Source organism: Hymenobacter wooponensis, assembly GCF_004745865.1.
GTDB lineage: Bacteria > Bacteroidota > Bacteroidia > Cytophagales > Hymenobacteraceae > Hymenobacter > Hymenobacter wooponensis.
This window is the reverse complement of the sequence record NZ_SRKZ01000005.1, coordinates 216,265-231,424: the sequence shown is the minus strand read 5'-3', so window position 1 is coordinate 231,424 and position 15,160 is coordinate 216,265. Positions and strand designations below refer to the sequence as shown.

12 protein-coding genes are annotated in these 15,160 nt (G+C 55.2%); 2 read left to right on the top strand and 10 right to left on the bottom strand.

What is annotated here, in order from left to right:
- Positions 1–4 precede the first annotated feature (4 nt).
- Entirely contained in the window at positions 5–2,128 is a 2,124-nt protein-coding gene (locus EU557_RS18070; RefSeq protein ID WP_135531874.1) for a beta-N-acetylhexosaminidase, read from the bottom strand.
- Between EU557_RS18070 and EU557_RS18065 the strand changes: the two genes are divergently transcribed.
- On the top strand, positions 2,076–4,061 hold the full coding sequence (locus EU557_RS18065; RefSeq protein ID WP_135531873.1) for a hypothetical protein: 1,986 nt from the start codon (positions 2,076–2,078) through the stop codon (positions 4,059–4,061). The genes EU557_RS18070 and EU557_RS18065 overlap by 53 nt on opposite strands.
- 130 nt (positions 4,062–4,191) lie before the next feature.
- Here EU557_RS18065 and EU557_RS18060 read toward each other — a convergent pair whose 3' ends face one another.
- The 7 genes from EU557_RS18060 to EU557_RS18030 form a co-directional block, all read right to left on the bottom strand.
- Positions 4,192–5,547, bottom strand: coding sequence for a DUF58 domain-containing protein (locus tag EU557_RS18060; protein WP_135531872.1), 1,356 nt, complete (start codon positions 5,545–5,547; stop codon positions 4,192–4,194).
- Positions 5,547–6,095 carry a riboflavin biosynthesis intermediates N-glycosidase gene (locus EU557_RS18055; protein WP_135531871.1) on the bottom strand — a complete coding sequence of 183 codons (549 nt, stop codon included), beginning with the start codon at positions 6,093–6,095 and terminating at the stop codon, positions 5,547–5,549. Before EU557_RS18055 ends, EU557_RS18060 begins: the two co-directional genes overlap by 1 nt.
- The gene (locus EU557_RS18050; RefSeq protein WP_245326315.1) at positions 6,096–7,199 is read right to left on the bottom strand and encodes an AAA family ATPase; all 1,104 of its coding nucleotides are present in this window, start codon (positions 7,197–7,199) and stop codon (positions 6,096–6,098) included. It abuts the gene before it with no gap.
- Positions 7,200–7,363: 164 nt separating this feature from the next.
- Entirely contained in the window at positions 7,364–8,653 is a 1,290-nt protein-coding gene (locus EU557_RS18045; RefSeq protein ID WP_135531870.1) for a DUF4350 domain-containing protein, read from the bottom strand.
- 4 nt (positions 8,654–8,657) lie between these two features.
- Positions 8,658–9,542 carry a DUF4129 domain-containing protein gene (locus tag EU557_RS18040; RefSeq protein WP_135531869.1) on the bottom strand — a complete coding sequence of 295 codons (885 nt, stop codon included), beginning with the start codon at positions 9,540–9,542 and terminating at the stop codon, positions 8,658–8,660.
- Positions 9,543–9,569: 27 nt separating this feature from the next.
- The gene (locus EU557_RS18035) at positions 9,570–10,616 is read right to left on the bottom strand and encodes a hypothetical protein (RefSeq protein ID WP_135531868.1); all 1,047 of its coding nucleotides are present in this window, start codon (positions 10,614–10,616) and stop codon (positions 9,570–9,572) included.
- Between the two features lie 34 nt (positions 10,617–10,650).
- Positions 10,651–11,619 carry a stage II sporulation protein M gene (locus EU557_RS18030; protein ID WP_135531867.1) on the bottom strand — a complete coding sequence of 323 codons (969 nt, stop codon included), beginning with the start codon at positions 11,617–11,619 and terminating at the stop codon, positions 10,651–10,653.
- 109 nt (positions 11,620–11,728) lie between these two features.
- Between EU557_RS18030 and EU557_RS18025 the strand changes: the two genes are divergently transcribed.
- Positions 11,729–12,457, top strand: coding sequence for an RDD family protein (locus EU557_RS18025; protein WP_167855263.1), 729 nt, complete (start codon positions 11,729–11,731; stop codon positions 12,455–12,457).
- An 84-nt stretch (positions 12,458–12,541) separates the two neighbouring features.
- Here EU557_RS18025 and EU557_RS18020 read toward each other — a convergent pair whose 3' ends face one another.
- On the bottom strand, positions 12,542–13,252 hold the full coding sequence (locus EU557_RS18020; RefSeq protein WP_135531865.1) for an SDR family oxidoreductase: 711 nt from the start codon (positions 13,250–13,252) through the stop codon (positions 12,542–12,544).
- 198 nt (positions 13,253–13,450) lie between these two features.
- The gene (locus EU557_RS18015; protein ID WP_167855276.1) at positions 13,451–15,076 is read right to left on the bottom strand and encodes a bifunctional GNAT family N-acetyltransferase/carbon-nitrogen hydrolase family protein; all 1,626 of its coding nucleotides are present in this window, start codon (positions 15,074–15,076) and stop codon (positions 13,451–13,453) included.
- Positions 15,077–15,160: the final 84 nt, after the last annotated feature.

Sequence of the window (15,160 nt, the reverse complement as noted above, 5' to 3'; positions counted from 1 at the left end):
CGGGTTACTTAGCTTCTACGAGCCGGCGCACGGCCGGGACGATGGCCAACTCCGCTTGGCCGGCCGGCGCTTTAGCTGCATCCAACTGCTTTAGAGCCGCCGCCTGCCAAGCCGCGGTAGGGGCCTGCTTTTTCTCTAGTTGTGCTAACCGCTCCAGCGACAACGTAGCCAGGCCTTTGAGCTGGCTTGACAGCGGAGCGTATTCCGTTAGCGTAGGGTTGGCATTGAGTACGGGCTGCACCAGGGCATCATTGGCCTGCCAACGAAGCAGAGTGGCACGTAACGTAGCCAAGGCCGTGCGAGTATCGGCAGCGGTGGTAAGCGGGGCGGTAAGGGTAGAGCGGCGCGCCAGCAGCGCATCTACGGCTACGCCAAATTCCCGCGCTGCATCCGATTCAGGTAATGCCGCATCTACGAGCCGGTTCAGAGGAGTTTGAGTGGTGTACTTGAAGCCCTGAAAATGCCGCTTGTATTCCTTCACTGGTTCTAGCACGCTGGCTAGTGTGCGCAATGGCGCCACCGCTTGGCCCTGGGCCAGCTGAGCAAGAAGCTTCTCTGGAGCCTTCTTATGCTGTAGGCCTAGGGCGTCCAGTTCTTGGCTTACAATGGCCAAGCGGCGGTACATATCTGGTACCGACGTAACGGTGCTGCTGCTCCACAGACGCTCGGCTACCGCCGCCGCCCGGGGCCAAATCCGCGAGTCAACAATTACTGAATCCACAAACTCTGCCCACATGGTGGCCTCTCCACCCAGCACGAGCTTCTTCTGCTCAGCGGAGAGCGGCGCATCTTGAGGCAGCGGGTCTACGGCGTAATGGGTAGCCGCACTAAAATTGAGGTCAATATAGTAGCCATTAGAAAGTAGGGTGGGGTGGCCTTCCTTAGCCGCTTCATAAAGCCCCTTGCGTCCGCGCCAGCTTTGTATAACCGCATCCGTTGGCAGGCCTGGACCAAGAATCTCATCCCAGCCCACCATCTTTTTGTTGTATTTGGTGAGCATCTGCGCAATGCGGCGGTTGAAGTAAGTCTGCAAAGCGTGTTTGTCAACCTGGCCCTTGTCCGTCACCATTTTATTGTCGCGCATGTACTGGGCAATGCGTGGGTTGCGCTTCCACTGCCGGCCATCGTTCTCATCTCCCCCGATATGAAAGTACGGGTCCGGGAACAGGGCCGTCATTTCGGCAAGCAACTGATCCATCAGCTGGTAAGTCGTTTCTTTGGTGGGGTCGATGGCAATGTTGAGCACGCCCCAGCGCGGAGATACGCCGTAGGTAGAGTCGTTGGAAGCCAGCTCGGGGTAGCCGGGCAGCCAAGCCGTGGTGTGGCCCGGCATATCAAACTCCGGAATTACCCGAATGCCCCGCCTGGCGGCGTAGGCCAGTACTTCCCGCACCTGAGCCTGCGTGTAAAATTGCCCTTCGCTGCCCATGGTGTGCAGGCGCGGCAACGCCCGACTTTCGACCCGAAACCCCTGATCATCCGACAAATGCCAGTGTAGCACGTTGAGCTTCGTGGCCCACATACCATCTAAGTTGCGCTTAATAACGGGGAGGGGCATGAAATGGCGAGCCGCATCAAGCAGCAGGCCACGCCAAGGAAAACGTGGTGAGTCGGTGATGTCTACTTCCGGAAACCAAAACGATTTTTTCTCATGTGCAACGAGTTGCCGCAGGGTCGCAAGCCCGCGCAGCACGCCTATATGCGTAGGGGCATTCAGGGCTACACCCATGGGAGTCACGCGTAAGCTGTAAGACTCATTATCGCCTAAGGATACCCGTGGGCTAGCCTGGCCGTACTGAATCATTAGGTTTGCCGCTGGCACTTGAGAAGTGAGCCGGGCTTTGCGCAAAGCATCAGCCGAGGGAGGAGCCGCGGACAAGGCTGGTAGCAAGAAGCGGTTTACTGCTTCCGTGATGGCGGAGTCGGCGGCAACAGACGGGGTGGCTGCTGGGGCTAACGTAGTGACTTGCCAAGTAAATCCTGGCTTTACTAAATAACGCCCCTGGCCCCACGCGACTTGCGAGGGCACGGGCATAAGGCCACGGGTGTCGGTGGGCTGAGCTTGTAAGGCGGTAGTGCAAAAAAGCAGCAATAGCAATAACGAACGCAGAGGCAGGAAACGAGGCATAACGCAAGGAGGGTGGCGACCCGAAAGTACACAAGCATCGGGCCGGTACAGGAACCCGCGGCTTTTTTTCTCATTTTGCGCCCGATTACGCCTATTTTCTTTCTCTAGTTATTTTCTGCTGCTCACTTACTGCATGAAGTCGCCCTCTCGTCTGGCCTGGCTGTTCTGCTCGGTATTTATTGTAATGGTATCGTTCTGGTACTATCCAAAATGGAAAAACACGCAAACCGAAGCGATTATTAGCTGGGATGCCTCCGGGTACTACATGTACCTCCCCGCTATTTTTGTGTACCACGACTTGAAGGAGTTGAAGTTCCGCGATTATGTAGTCACTAAGTATCAGCCAGCGCCGGGCTTCGATCAAGCCTTTCTGCATCCTGAAAGTGGCCATTATGTAATGAAGTATTCCTCGGGGTTGGCTTTGCAAGAACTACCCTTCTTTCTAGTTGCCCATGTGCTGGCCAGCCCACTTGGGTATCCCGCTGATGGCTTCTCGACACCCTATCAACTGGTTTTACAGATTGCCAATACACTGGTTGCCCTACTAGCGCTCTGGTTAGTGCGGCGGGCACTGCTACCACGTTTCGGAGAGTGGCCTACGGTGCTCACATTGCTGATACTAGTGTTGGGTACCAACTACCTAGATTACTCCGCCATAAACGGTGCCATGACCCATAACTGGCTTTTTTTGTGGTATGCAGTTCTGATGCTACTTACACCGGCATTTTACCGGCATCCCACAGTGGGTAAGGCTGTTGCCATTGGAGCGGTTATTGGGCTGATGACGCTTACTAGGCCAACGGAGATACTGGCGGCACTAATTCCCGTCTTTTGGGGGTTGCGGCCCAAGTGGGCCTCCGTACGTGAGCGGCTGATTTTCTGGCAAGGTCATCTAGGCCACTTGTTAGGAGCTGCTATAGCTGGAGCGGCCTTTATTAGCATTCAGCCTTTATACTGGCATTATGTAAGTGGCGACTGGATTGTCTATAGCTACCAAGATCAAGGGTTCAGTTGGTTGAGACCTCACCTTTGGGATGGCATTTTTAGCTTTCGTAGCGGCTGGTTGTTGTATTCTCCCTTGCTTATCACGGCCTTGCTAGGCTTCGGAGCCTTGCGACGGCGTGAGCCTTTCGGTTTTTGGGCCATTTTATCTTTTGTAGCAGTGTTTATCTACGTCACATTTGCTTGGGATATTTGGTGGTACGGAGGTTCGCTGGGCCAGCGTGCTATGGTGCAGAGCTATGCCGTGCTGGCCTGGCCGTTAGCGGCTGCTCTAAGCTGGATATTAGCGCGGCCACGTTGGCTGATGGCTTATGCAGTATTTTTTATAGTGGGTGTGTACTACAATCTATGGCTCACCCATCAGGCCCATCGGGGGGGCTTATTAGCTGCCGGCGACATGAACCGTGCCTACTGGCTTCGCATAATTGGCCGCTATGATGTGCCCAAAGAAGCCCGTCTACTACTTGATAGTAATGGCTGGTATACTGGGCCTACCGATAATGCTAAAGTGCTGATAAGCGAAGATTTTGAGAGGCAAGAAGGAACTGCTTGTAGCGGACCGCCACTGGCAGGGCGTTGTTCTTTTCTGCTTGACTTTGAGCATCAGAACACGCCTGACTATAGCGTACCTATGAAACCTGGCGATTATACTTGGTTGCGTGCTACTGTGCAGGCTCACGCCAATGAACCTCAATGGGATATGTGGTCAATGACGTTGCTCACGGTTCGGTTTTATAAAGCTGATGCAGTGGTCAAGGAGAGTTTTATACGGTTAGAGCGTGCATTAGAGCCGGGCCAAACCACTACGTTGCCGCTTGATGTGCATACTCCTCGCCGCGGCAATTATGATAGAGTGGTGGTAAAGCTATGGCACCCCGGCAAAACGCACCTGCTAGTTGATAATCTGCAACTAGTGGGCTTTCCAGACTAATACAAAACAGTTAGCAGGTCTAAGGCCGTAACGAGCTTAAAAGCAAGAAGCGCGCAAGGCAAAAGCCTGTGCGCTTCTTGCTTTTAAGCTAGTTCGTACAAGTGATGCGCCTCACTACATCAACTGAAAACTATATAAGCCCGCGGGCTTTAAATTCCAGGTACTTGTTGATGGTGTTGGCGGTGAGCTGTTGGGGCGGGGTAAGCAGGGAGTAGATACCGTAGCGGTTAAGCTCCAGCACAATCTGCCGCTTCTCCTGCACAAATTTTTCTGCTATAGTCTGATTGTATACATCTTCGGTGGTAGCGGCGGGCGTCTCTAAATACTGCCGTAGCTCTGTGTTTTCGAAGAACACTACTAGCAGCAAGTGCGACTTGGCCAGCCGCCGCAGGTAAGGTAGCTGGCGCTGCATAGCGCTCAGCGTCTCGAAATTGGTGAACAGAAGTAAGAGGCTGCGCTGCCGGATATGCGTCCGGACCTGCGTGTAAAGGGCCTGAAAGTCGGTTTCGAGGTACTTGGTACGTTGCTTATAGAGCACTTCCAGCACTTTGCCGAGGTGGCCGCTGCGGCGGTCAGCGGGTATGAGGCGCTCCGGCTTTTCAGCGAAGGTTAGTAGGCCAGCCTTATCGTGCTTGAGCAGGGCAATATTGCTCACTACCAGGGTGGCGTTGATGGCATAATCTAGCAGGCTTAGACCATCGAAAGGCATGCGCATCACCCGGCCTTTGTCAATCAGACAGTACACTTGCTGGGCGCGTTCATCCTGGTAGTGATTAACCACGAGTGCGTCGGCGGCTTCTGGGGTGGTGGCGCGGCGGGCCGTGGCTTTCCAGTTGAGACTGCGCGAATCGTCGCCGGGCACGTACGGCCGAATCTGCTCAAACTCCATGCTGTGGCCTACGCGCCGGATGCGCTTCACGCCCACATCAGTGAGGCGATTATGAATAGCCAGCAGCTCAAACTGACGCATCTGCAGAAACGAGGGATACACAGGCACCATCTGGTCTTGCGCAAACCGGAACCGTCGGCGCACTAGGCCTATGGGCGACGTTACCAGCACGTTTAGCGCCCCAAAGTGATACTCCCCACGTTTGGTAGGCCGCAACTGATACTGAATGATGTGGGTCTGGCCGCTCTCGATTTCCGCCTTAAACAGCACGTCGCGCCGCTGAAACTGATGCGGAATCTCATCAATCGTTTCACTGCTGACAGGGAAGCGGTAGTGATTCTCGATGTAGAGCGCCACCTCGTTATCGGAGCCGTTAGCCAGCTTGTCGCCCAGTACCCGGCGCCCAAACACCGGCAAGCGCCCTTGGCTCTGGCCAGGAGCGTAAAGCAGTGCAATGTCAATGAAGGAGAGTAGCAACAAAGCCGCCAGCAATACTTGCAGTGGCACTAGCAGCCCTGGAACCAGAAAGGCTACTACAAATCCTACCACCAACAGGCCTAGCACTACGAAAAAACGGGGCGTCAGGAAAAAGCTCATCAAGGACGTAGTTGGTCTCGCACTTCCATCAGGGCAAAGCCCAGCAGGTTTTCGCCCTGCCAGCGCTCTGGGTGCTCAGCATGGGTAGAGTCGGCCGCTAGGCCTATGCCCCAGATATTATTAACAGGACTAGCTTCTACCAAGACTCGGTCGTGGGTAGCCGAAAGGAAAGCCCCTAGGCTAGGATGCTGACTGAACTTGTGCAGATTGCCGGTTTTTACGATGTCGTATTTGTGCTCATCCCACACCTGTGGTATAAAGCCGGCAATTTGCCGGCCTAGCTTCTTAGCTTCCGCTGGGCTGGCAGCGGCTAGAATTTTGGGCAGCAGCTGGGTATCATGAAACAAGCGTGCTTTCTCGGCCATCATCCAATGCTCCGTTGAGCGGTAGGTAATGCCGGCCACTACAAAATCAGCCAGCCACCATTGGCTGAAACACGACTTAGTTACTTCTCCCGTCTTGCTGGGCTGGTTATCCCAGAAGAACAAGTATTTAATGCGTTGGCCCTGCGCGAGCTGTTCCAGAAGCCAGGAGGTCGAGTAGTCCATTTACCGGGGCACCTCAATCTGCTGAATAATCTGCTTGACGATATCGTCGGGGGTGCCGCCTTCCATTTCGCGTTCAGGCGTGAGTTGGATGCGGTGGCGCAACACGGCCGGCGCCAGATACTGGATGTCTTCGGGCGTCACGAAGTCGCGGCCCCGGAGGGCGGCCAGGGCTTTGGCGCCGTTGAGCAAGGCAATGGAGGCACGAGGCGAAGCACCCAAGTACAAGCCTTTGTGAGAGCGGGTCTGGCCTACGAGGCGGGCAATGTACTCTAGCAATTTAGGCTCTACGTGCTGCTGACGCACCAGTTGGCGCATATCCGCCAGTTGCGCGGCCGTGAGTACGGGCTGCACCACATCAGCCGTAACACCTCCAAAGCCGCTGTGGTGGCCTAGCAGAATGCGTACCTCCTCCTCCATAGTGGGGTAGCCCACATGAAGCTTAAACAGGAAGCGGTCGAGCTGCGCTTCGGGCAGGCGGTAAGTGCCTTCCTGCTCTACTGGGTTTTGAGTAGCTAGCACCAAAAACGGCTCCGGCATGGGGTAGGTGGTGCCATCCTGGGTTACGTGCCGCTCCTCCATCACCTCAAATAGCGCCGACTGTGTTTTGGCAGGGGCGCGGTTGATTTCGTCAATCAATACGATGCTGGCGAAGATGGGACCAGGCCGAAACTCAAACTCCCCCCGCTGCGGACGAAACACGGAGGTGCCTAGCACGTCGGAAGGCATCAAATCCGGGGTAAACTGCAGGCGGCTGAAGGGCACATCAAGGGTGCGAGAGAGCAGCTTAGCAGTGAGGGTTTTAGCAACCCCTGGTACACCTTCGAGTAGCACGTGGCCATCGGCAAGAAGGGCCGTCAGCAGCAGCTCAGCCAGATCCTGCTGGCCTACAATAACCTTAGCTAGTTCCCGACGAATAGCCGCCGTGTGCGCGGAGAGTTGACTGAAGTCGGTGCGAGGTTTCAGCGGCTCTAAGGGTAAAGGCTGGGAAGCACTAGCACTGGCTAAGGAAGATGTGTCGGTCGGGGCATCGGCTGCCGGCTCGTGCGGGGGTACGCCTTGGGGTAAGCTGGCATCTAAGTCTGAAGAAAAAGACGAATTTTCCATATGTTGGTCAGATCGAAGGCAATGAGAAAGGAGAAATGAACGGAGCGGATTTATCTAAATAGAGATTTATATATTAAATGTTGAAACCTCATTTCATTTGGTTGAATACGGGTTATTTATAAAGTGCAATTCATGTTTAATTCAATTTATTATATCAGTGCAATTTAAAAAGCTGCTTTCCGGAAGGTGCTCAAGGCGGTGCTAAGACGCAATAAATCAGCTGCCGTTACTTGAGGGGCTGTTTCAATTCGATGAATCAACTTAATCAACTCATCTACTTGAGTGCGGGGAACGCCGGCTTTCTGTGCCAACCGTTCCCGCGTAGGGCCATCATTCAGATCAAGCGCTGGTTCCTGCAGGCGGTGGCGTAGCTGCTCACGAAACAACCCGATCTTTTTTTCGGCAATGAGCGCATGGTTAGCACCTTGCCGGTAAAGTGCTGCTACTGTTCGAGTGAAAAGCAGTGTGGTATTGGGCAAGGGCTTCAGCACGGGAATGATGCGCTGCCGACGTCGAGCTTCGAAGAACGTAAACAAGGCTAGGCCTGCTAGGCCAGTATACAGCGCCCACCGCAATGCGGTATTCTGCTTCAGCACGCGCAACAGCGACTGTTCTCCTAAGGGGCCTTGCTTCTGATATTCATCCCACAAAACCGCCCGATTAGCGGGCAGCAACGACATGGCCGCAAAGGCGTAGTTAGCTGCTCCGGGCCGAAGCAAGGTGTAATTGGCAAAAGCTGCTGGCGTAGAACTCAATAAAAAGAAGCCTTTGCCATGTGGTATGCGGAGCAGCATGGGCCGCTGTTGGGCATCAGTTGCCAGTACGGTTGCCTTGCAGCCGGGGTAGGCTTCAAAATACCACTGCACATCATCCGTAGGAAATTGGTAGTGCCGCGCAACCCCCGCCGGAGGTGTCAGCAGCTCCAGGGTAGAGGTGCGACTATTGGGGCCCAAATTGCTGCGGTTGCGGCGGAGCCTCCGCGAGAGCAGGCTGTCGAGATTTATGCGGGGCTTGGTATCAAAGCGCAATGTGTCAGAAAGTAAATCATCGAAGTTCTCAGCGGCAATGAACGCGGTATTTCCGGCTGCTACATAGTTAAGTAGAGCGTCGCGGTCGAGGCGGAAGCAGTAGAAGTTTTGATCAATGAAGACATAAGAAGCTGGTTGGCTTACGATAGGGGGCATCTTCCTCGGGCTCAGCACGGAGTCAAGAGCTATGTCAGAATCGAGAGTGGGCAGCAGCTGATTGGCAATGGGCTGGCGAACAGTGCTGATGGACTGGCCCGGAAACATCTGAGGTAGCGCCTCGAATAGCACGTAGGTACCGTAGGGAATTTTATCGCGGTTGATGAAGGTTTGCCGCCAGTTGGTAGGCGTGGGGCGGAAGTACTCTACCAGCACGAAGGCTGTGAATAGCAGTACCAAGCCCAGAAAGAAAGCACGAAAGCGGGTCATAGGCCTAGGCAGCAACGCGGGTGAGTTGGTGAAGGAACTGCTGTCGGCTTTCCCGCAAGGCCGGATAATCCCCCGGGGCAATCGGCAACTCACCGTACCACACGTACTCAAATTGCCGGGTAAGTGTGGCAAAATCGGGTGCCCAGCGTGTGCCAGCCAACTCCTGGAGATAGTGGTGATTGGTTTTCTCGGGCTGCCAGTCAATTAGGTGGCGCTCGGTTAGGTGGCGCAGTACCTGCAAATAGCCCAGGCGTACCGCCAAGCGGTAGTTAGCGGCGCTTTCAGCTTCAGTGAGAGAGGCAGTGAAGTCTACCGCGTGAATGTCCTCAATAGCCGACTCATAAGGCAAAGGAACAGTGCGGGCCCGCCGCCCGAAGACGTTGGTAAAGTCAAGGCGGAGCAGGCGCGCCAGCACATACAGGAAAGCTACGCCAAATAGCGCGTACACTACGTAGCGGCCCCGGTTCTCATAGTCGGCCCCAGAAAGCAATTTCCTGAACCACTCCGACAGGCGCCACCAGAGCAACGACCACATACTTGGATCTTTGGGCTCCTCATTGGGTTTCACATACTGGAACTCGCGCTGCCCGCGCAGGTCCTGCAGGCGCTTTTCTGGAGGGCGCCGCAGAGCTACGGGAGCTTGCTGATCGGCGGGCAGGGAAATGGGAGTATTGCGGTTTGCTAGGGTATCGGACCGTAATGCTTCGGGAGGAACGATAGGCGCTTTGGTAGGCCGCAAGGGGCTTTGCGCAGCCGGGCCTGGCGCCGCTTGGGCTTGGGCTAGCAGTGCTAGGCCTAGCACTAGGCCTAGCGCCGGCCGAAACTGCATGCCCCGCAGGAAGGAGATACTGAACAAGAGGAAAGTGAGCAACACGCGGGGGAGCAGCATAAGTAACTACGGAGCCAGAGCAGTGGCCTAGTACTCGCCTTCGTCGTCGGGGAGTAATACTTGGGGCTGGGCTTCGGGGGCGGGTTGCCCGATAGCATCCACCAAGTAGTGCAGGCTTTCACCCTCCTTGCGCTCTACCAGGTTGAAGTACTGAAAGGCCAAAGCCAGCAGGATGAGAGGGTAAATCACTAGGCTTAGAAGTGTACTTAGCGCATTGGCCAGAATAAAGCCAACCCGCGCAGTACCTTCTAGGGTCCCGTTTGATTTGATCAGCGCAAGGGGAGAGCTAATGAGGGAAGTGACCAGCATGAGCGCAAACATCAGCATCATACAGATGATGAGCATAACCATGAGCAGCCCGAACGTAGACCACCACTTACCCCAGATCAGCCGGAAGCTACGGCCGATGGTAGCAAAGAAACCTAACCGCTCGCGCACCCAAATAATCAGAAACAAACTGAGGGTAACGGAGACATAGGTAGTGCCCCCAAATATCAGGCACATCATAAGCACAGCCCCAAAGCCTGCCATCATACCACCGCTTCCAACTAGCAATAAGCTTAAGAGGCCTCCTACCATCGAAACGGCGAAAGAAAGAACCCCAAGCGTAACTCCTAGGCCTACTAAAGCCAGGGCAGTGCCTACAAAGCGCTGCCTAACAAGCTGCCACACCGCCGAAACGGTTACTTCCTGCTCCGGGGCAGTGTCCATACGGAGCGTGACGTAGCCATATACAGTCAGCACAAAGGTGGTAATCAGAACCAGAGCGCCGAGCAGAATACTGATATAGGCTGGGCTCAGAAACACGTCTGAAACCACCGACCCCATAATAGCAGCGGGGTTATTTTTCGCCTGTGTAGAATTTTGCAGCCCTTGCAGGGTGCTGAACCATTGCAGCGCCAGAACTGCCGACACCAAGCCTATAACCAAGGCAGTGGGCAGCACAATCATGAGCAGCGCCTTTCCTAGCGGCTTGAAATGCGCCCGCACAAAATCAAACGAAGCCTCAATTTTCTGCCCGAAGTCGCGCTCCTTCAAGAAGTGGGAAGCATGGGTAAATGGCAGGTAACGCATACGAGTAGAAGTGAGGAAATAAGACGGGTAAATGTTAGAAAGCAGTAGGTTCTGGCAAACGTGCCCCGCGCCGGTATAGCCACCAGGGGTACACCACGAAGTACCCCAGAATAAAGGAGGCAGAGATACCAATAATGGTCAGGCTAGCCCACATAGGCATTTCCGTATGCCGGGTAACAAAGCCTTCTAGGAAGCCAGCTACTATAAAGATGGGAACTAGGCCTAGTACCAGCTTCATGCCGTCGCGGGCGCCCAGGCGCAGCGCATCGCGGCGGGAGTAAGTGCCCGGAAACAACAGGCTGCGCGCCATGATGAGGCCCGCGCCCCCAGCCAGCACAATAGCCGAAATCTCCAGGGTGCCATGTATCCAGATGGTGAGCACTGAGGGCAATAGCACACCCTTCTGATGGAAGAACTCTTGAAATGAACCCAGCATTACGCCGTTTTGAAACAGCATATACCCCGTGAGTAAGCCCCCCGTGATACCACCCGCAAAGGCCAACAGCGACACCTTTACGTTGTTGAGGGTAATCTGCAGGAACATCAGCGTTTCGTCGGTGCCCTTGTAGATGGCCATGGGGTCACCCTTCTGAATGTTTGCCAGCGTCTGGTTTACGTATCGGTCGCCGAGCACTACGCGCACGAAAGTATCGTCAAGGGCGGCGGAGAGGGCCCCAATGGCGGTGCATAACAGGAAAAACAGCACGGTGCCCAGTAGCACGCCCCGGTGGCGCACCACGAGCAGCGGCAGCTCTAGGCGCCAAAACCGGCTGAAGCGGCTGGTGTCCTCGGTTTTGTTTTTGTACAGGGCCTGGTGTAGCTTGCTTGCCAGCCCATTGAGATACGCGGTAGTAGTTGAGTTCGGATAGAATGTTCGGGCGTACGACAGGTCGTCGGTCAGCTCAATAAACCGCTGAGCCAACTCATCGGGGCCGGTGGGCGGCTGCGTTTCGTAATGGTGCCAGCGCTCTTGGTTCTGGCGTAGAAATACGGCTTCGCGCATAAGTGGTGCCGCCGATAAAACAGCTAAAAATATCATTGCCCATAAGGGCAGTGTTCAAATATACAGGTTTCGGGCTGGCATGCACCGGGCTGGTTTTTTTTCTTTTTGCATGAGTACCATTCGCATTCAAACCGCCCAAAACGTAGTGGTGGAGTACGACACCGCCAGCGTGGGCGACCGAATAGTAGCCCAATTGATCGACTGGCTGGTGATGGGGCTCTGGACTCTGGGCGTGGGGTTCGTGCTAGATAAATCCCTCGATTCGGGTACCCTCAAAAACACATTCTTCTACGTGCTGGTAGCAGCCCCACTGCTGGTATATCATCCCGCATGTGAAATCTTCTTTAACGGGCAGAGCTTAGGCAAGCAAGTGCGCCGCATTAAGGTCACGCGCCTCGATGGCTCCCGCCCTGGCCTCGGCGACTATCTGCTGCGCTGGCTGATTGGGTTGTTTGAAATTCAGATTACGGCGGGCACAGTAGCCCTGCTGGCAGCCCTTATCAACGGCCGCGGGCAGCGCCTCGGCGACCTGGCTGCCGGAACCACCGTTGTAAGCCTGCGCCCCTCCCAGCAGAGCAACGACTTTGAGCTGACTCTGGTACCGCCTGGCTACCAAATCATCTTCCCCCAGGTTGCCGTGCTATCAGACCACGATATAGCTCTGGTCCGGCGCCTGTATCAGCAGGCCGTAGCCCGCCACAACTACACGCTGCTCAACGATGTTGCAAACAAAGTCAAAACCCTAACCGGCATCCAGACTACTCTCCACGACGAGCCCTTCCTGCGCACTATCCTGCGCGACCATGCCGCCCTGCTGCAGGAAGAGAGCACCCGCTAGGCCACCTTACCACGCAAAAAAAAGGCCGCCCTGCACAGTGCAGGGCGGCCTTTTTTTGTCAGTGAATTTTACAGAACCACTGACTTACCAAGGCACTGCCTGCCCCTGCCAGGTCACGAAGCTGCCATTTTCCTCGGCGTGCAATTGGTCTGTGAGGCGGATGATGCCCTTGGCAGAGTCGGCGGGAGGGATGGCCGCGTTGGAGCCGCCCATGCCCGTCCGGATCCAGCCCGGATCTACCAGTACCGAAATCAAGCCATAGGTGCCTACTTCGGCGGCCAAAGCGCGCATGTACATGTTCAGGGCAGCTTTGCTCGCTGAGTAGTGATATGGCTCGCCGGAAGCCTTCCAGGTCAGGGAGCCCTGGCCCGAAGAAAGACTGATAATACGCGGCTTGTTGCCAGCCTTCAGCAGCTCTAGAAAAGCCTGCGCCACCAGAATTGGGCCCACGGCATTTACCTTAAAAACGGTAAGGGCATTGTCAGAGGTGAGGCCGCCTAGGTTCTGTTTCGCGGGATCTTCAGGGCCTGCACCGGGGAAAATTCCGGCGTTATTAATGAGAATATCAAGGGCTGCCGTGTGGCGCCGAACCGCTTTTTGGGCCTGGGCAATAGATTCTTCGCTGGTCAGATCAAGCTGGATGAGGTGCAGGCGAGTTGTGCCCAGCGCCTTCAGATCGGTAGCAGCATCAGGGTTGCGGCAGGCGGCATATACCGTATCGCCACGCTCCAGGTATTGGCGGGTAAGTTCGAGGCCCAGGCCCCGGTTGGCCCCGGTAATTAGTACGCGTCTCATAAGGGGAGGTGAAAGAATGAAAGATGGCGTTAGGGGGCCGCAGTTTACATCAAAAACCAGTAAGCTTCTGCCTAGGTCACCTACTTCTCTACAAACAAAACGGACCTGCCAAATTCGGCAGGTCCGTTTCTACGGTATTCAACATACTATTCGACCTGGCAATGTTAGCCAAGCCTACTGGCATAGGATCTATTAAGGCTATCCTTGAGCGATGGCCTTCCGGCGAGCGGGTGCTTTGATAGCGCGCTCCTCGCCCTGGCTGAGCAGTTCCTCGTCACGCTGTTCCGATTTCTTGGTCCAGCTTACAGAGTATAGATCCTTGCGACGGTCGCGTAGGTTCCGCACGGCGCCACTGGTGTTCAGGTCCTTGAGCAGGTCCAGGTCGAGGTCGGCAATCAGCGTCATCTCGGTGTTGGGCGTTGCTTCGGCCACAATGGCGTCGTGGGGGAAAGCGAAGTCAGAAGGGCTAAACACCGCCGACTGTGAGTACTGAATATCCATGTTCTCGACGCGGGGTAGGTTACCCACCGAGCCCGTAATGGCCACGTAGCACTCGTTCTCAATCGCGCGGGCCTGAGCGCACAGACGTACGCGCTGGTAGGCGTTCTTAGTATCGGTCCAGAAGGGCACGAACAGAATCTTCATGCCTTCATCTGACAGCATCCGCGAGAGCTCAGGGAATTCTACGTCGTAGCAAATTAGGATGCCAATTTTACCGAAGTCGGTATCAAAGCACCGCAGCTTGTCGCCGCCACGCATACCCCAGTAGCTGGCCTCGTCGGGCGTGACGTGCAGCTTGTATTGCTCATCCACGGTACCATCGCGCCGGCATAGGTACGACACGTTGTAGAGCTTGCCATCATCGTAAAGCGGCATAGAGCCGGCAATAACGTTGATATTATAGCTCACGGCCAGCTCCATCATTTTAGTTTTGATGGGTTCCGTGAAGGCCGACATCGAGCGAATAGCTACTGAAGATGACTCCTCATTGGTGAGGGCCATCATGGGGGCGTTGAAGAACTCCGGGAACAGCACGCAGTCGGCCTTGTAGCCCGATACGGTGTCTACGAAGAACTCCATCTGCTGGAAGAAGTCGTCGAGGTTTTGGGTGGCGCGCATCTGCCACTGCACAATGCCAATGCGTACGTTCGACTTCTGGTTACCGATTAGCTTATCAGTTTCCTCGTCGTAGTACACATTAATCCATTCCAGCAGCGTCGCGTAGGCCTTCGACTCAGAGTCGTAGGGCAGGTAGCCGCGGATGATTTTACGCACGTAAAAATCATTGGCTAGCTGGAAGGTAAGTATGGGGTCGGTTAGTTCCTTGGCCCGCACCATCTCCACATACTTAGCCGGCGTCATTTCGTTAGCGTAGGCCGCGTAGCCCGGGATTCGGCCACCGGCCACCATGGCGCGCAGGTTCAGGTTTTCACAAAGCTCCTTGCGCGCGTCGTACAAACGACGGCCCAGTCGCAGGCTCCGGTACTCTGGGTCCACAAACACGTCCACGCCATAGAGGGTGTCGCCGTTTGAGTCGTGGGTATCAAATTTGCCGTTGCCGGTGATTTTAGCGTAGGTGTGCTTATCACCGTACTTGCTGTATTCTACAATAATAGCCAGAGCGGCTGCCACTACCTGGCCGTTGTCCTCGATGCAGATCTGGCCTTCGGGAAATTTCTTCAGGAGGGCATTATACTCATCCTGAGCCCAGGCGCCTTCCATGTTGGAATACACCTTATCCATGATTTCCTTCACCGCCTTAAAGTCGTTGCGCCGCAACGTGCGCAGCACCAGCTTATGGGCCGGAACTGCGGTAGGAGTCATCAACTCAGGAGCCGCTGGCATACCAGGTAAAGTTTGTTTTTTGGCGTGGCTACCGCCAGCCTTGCCATTAGGACTCGTTGCCAT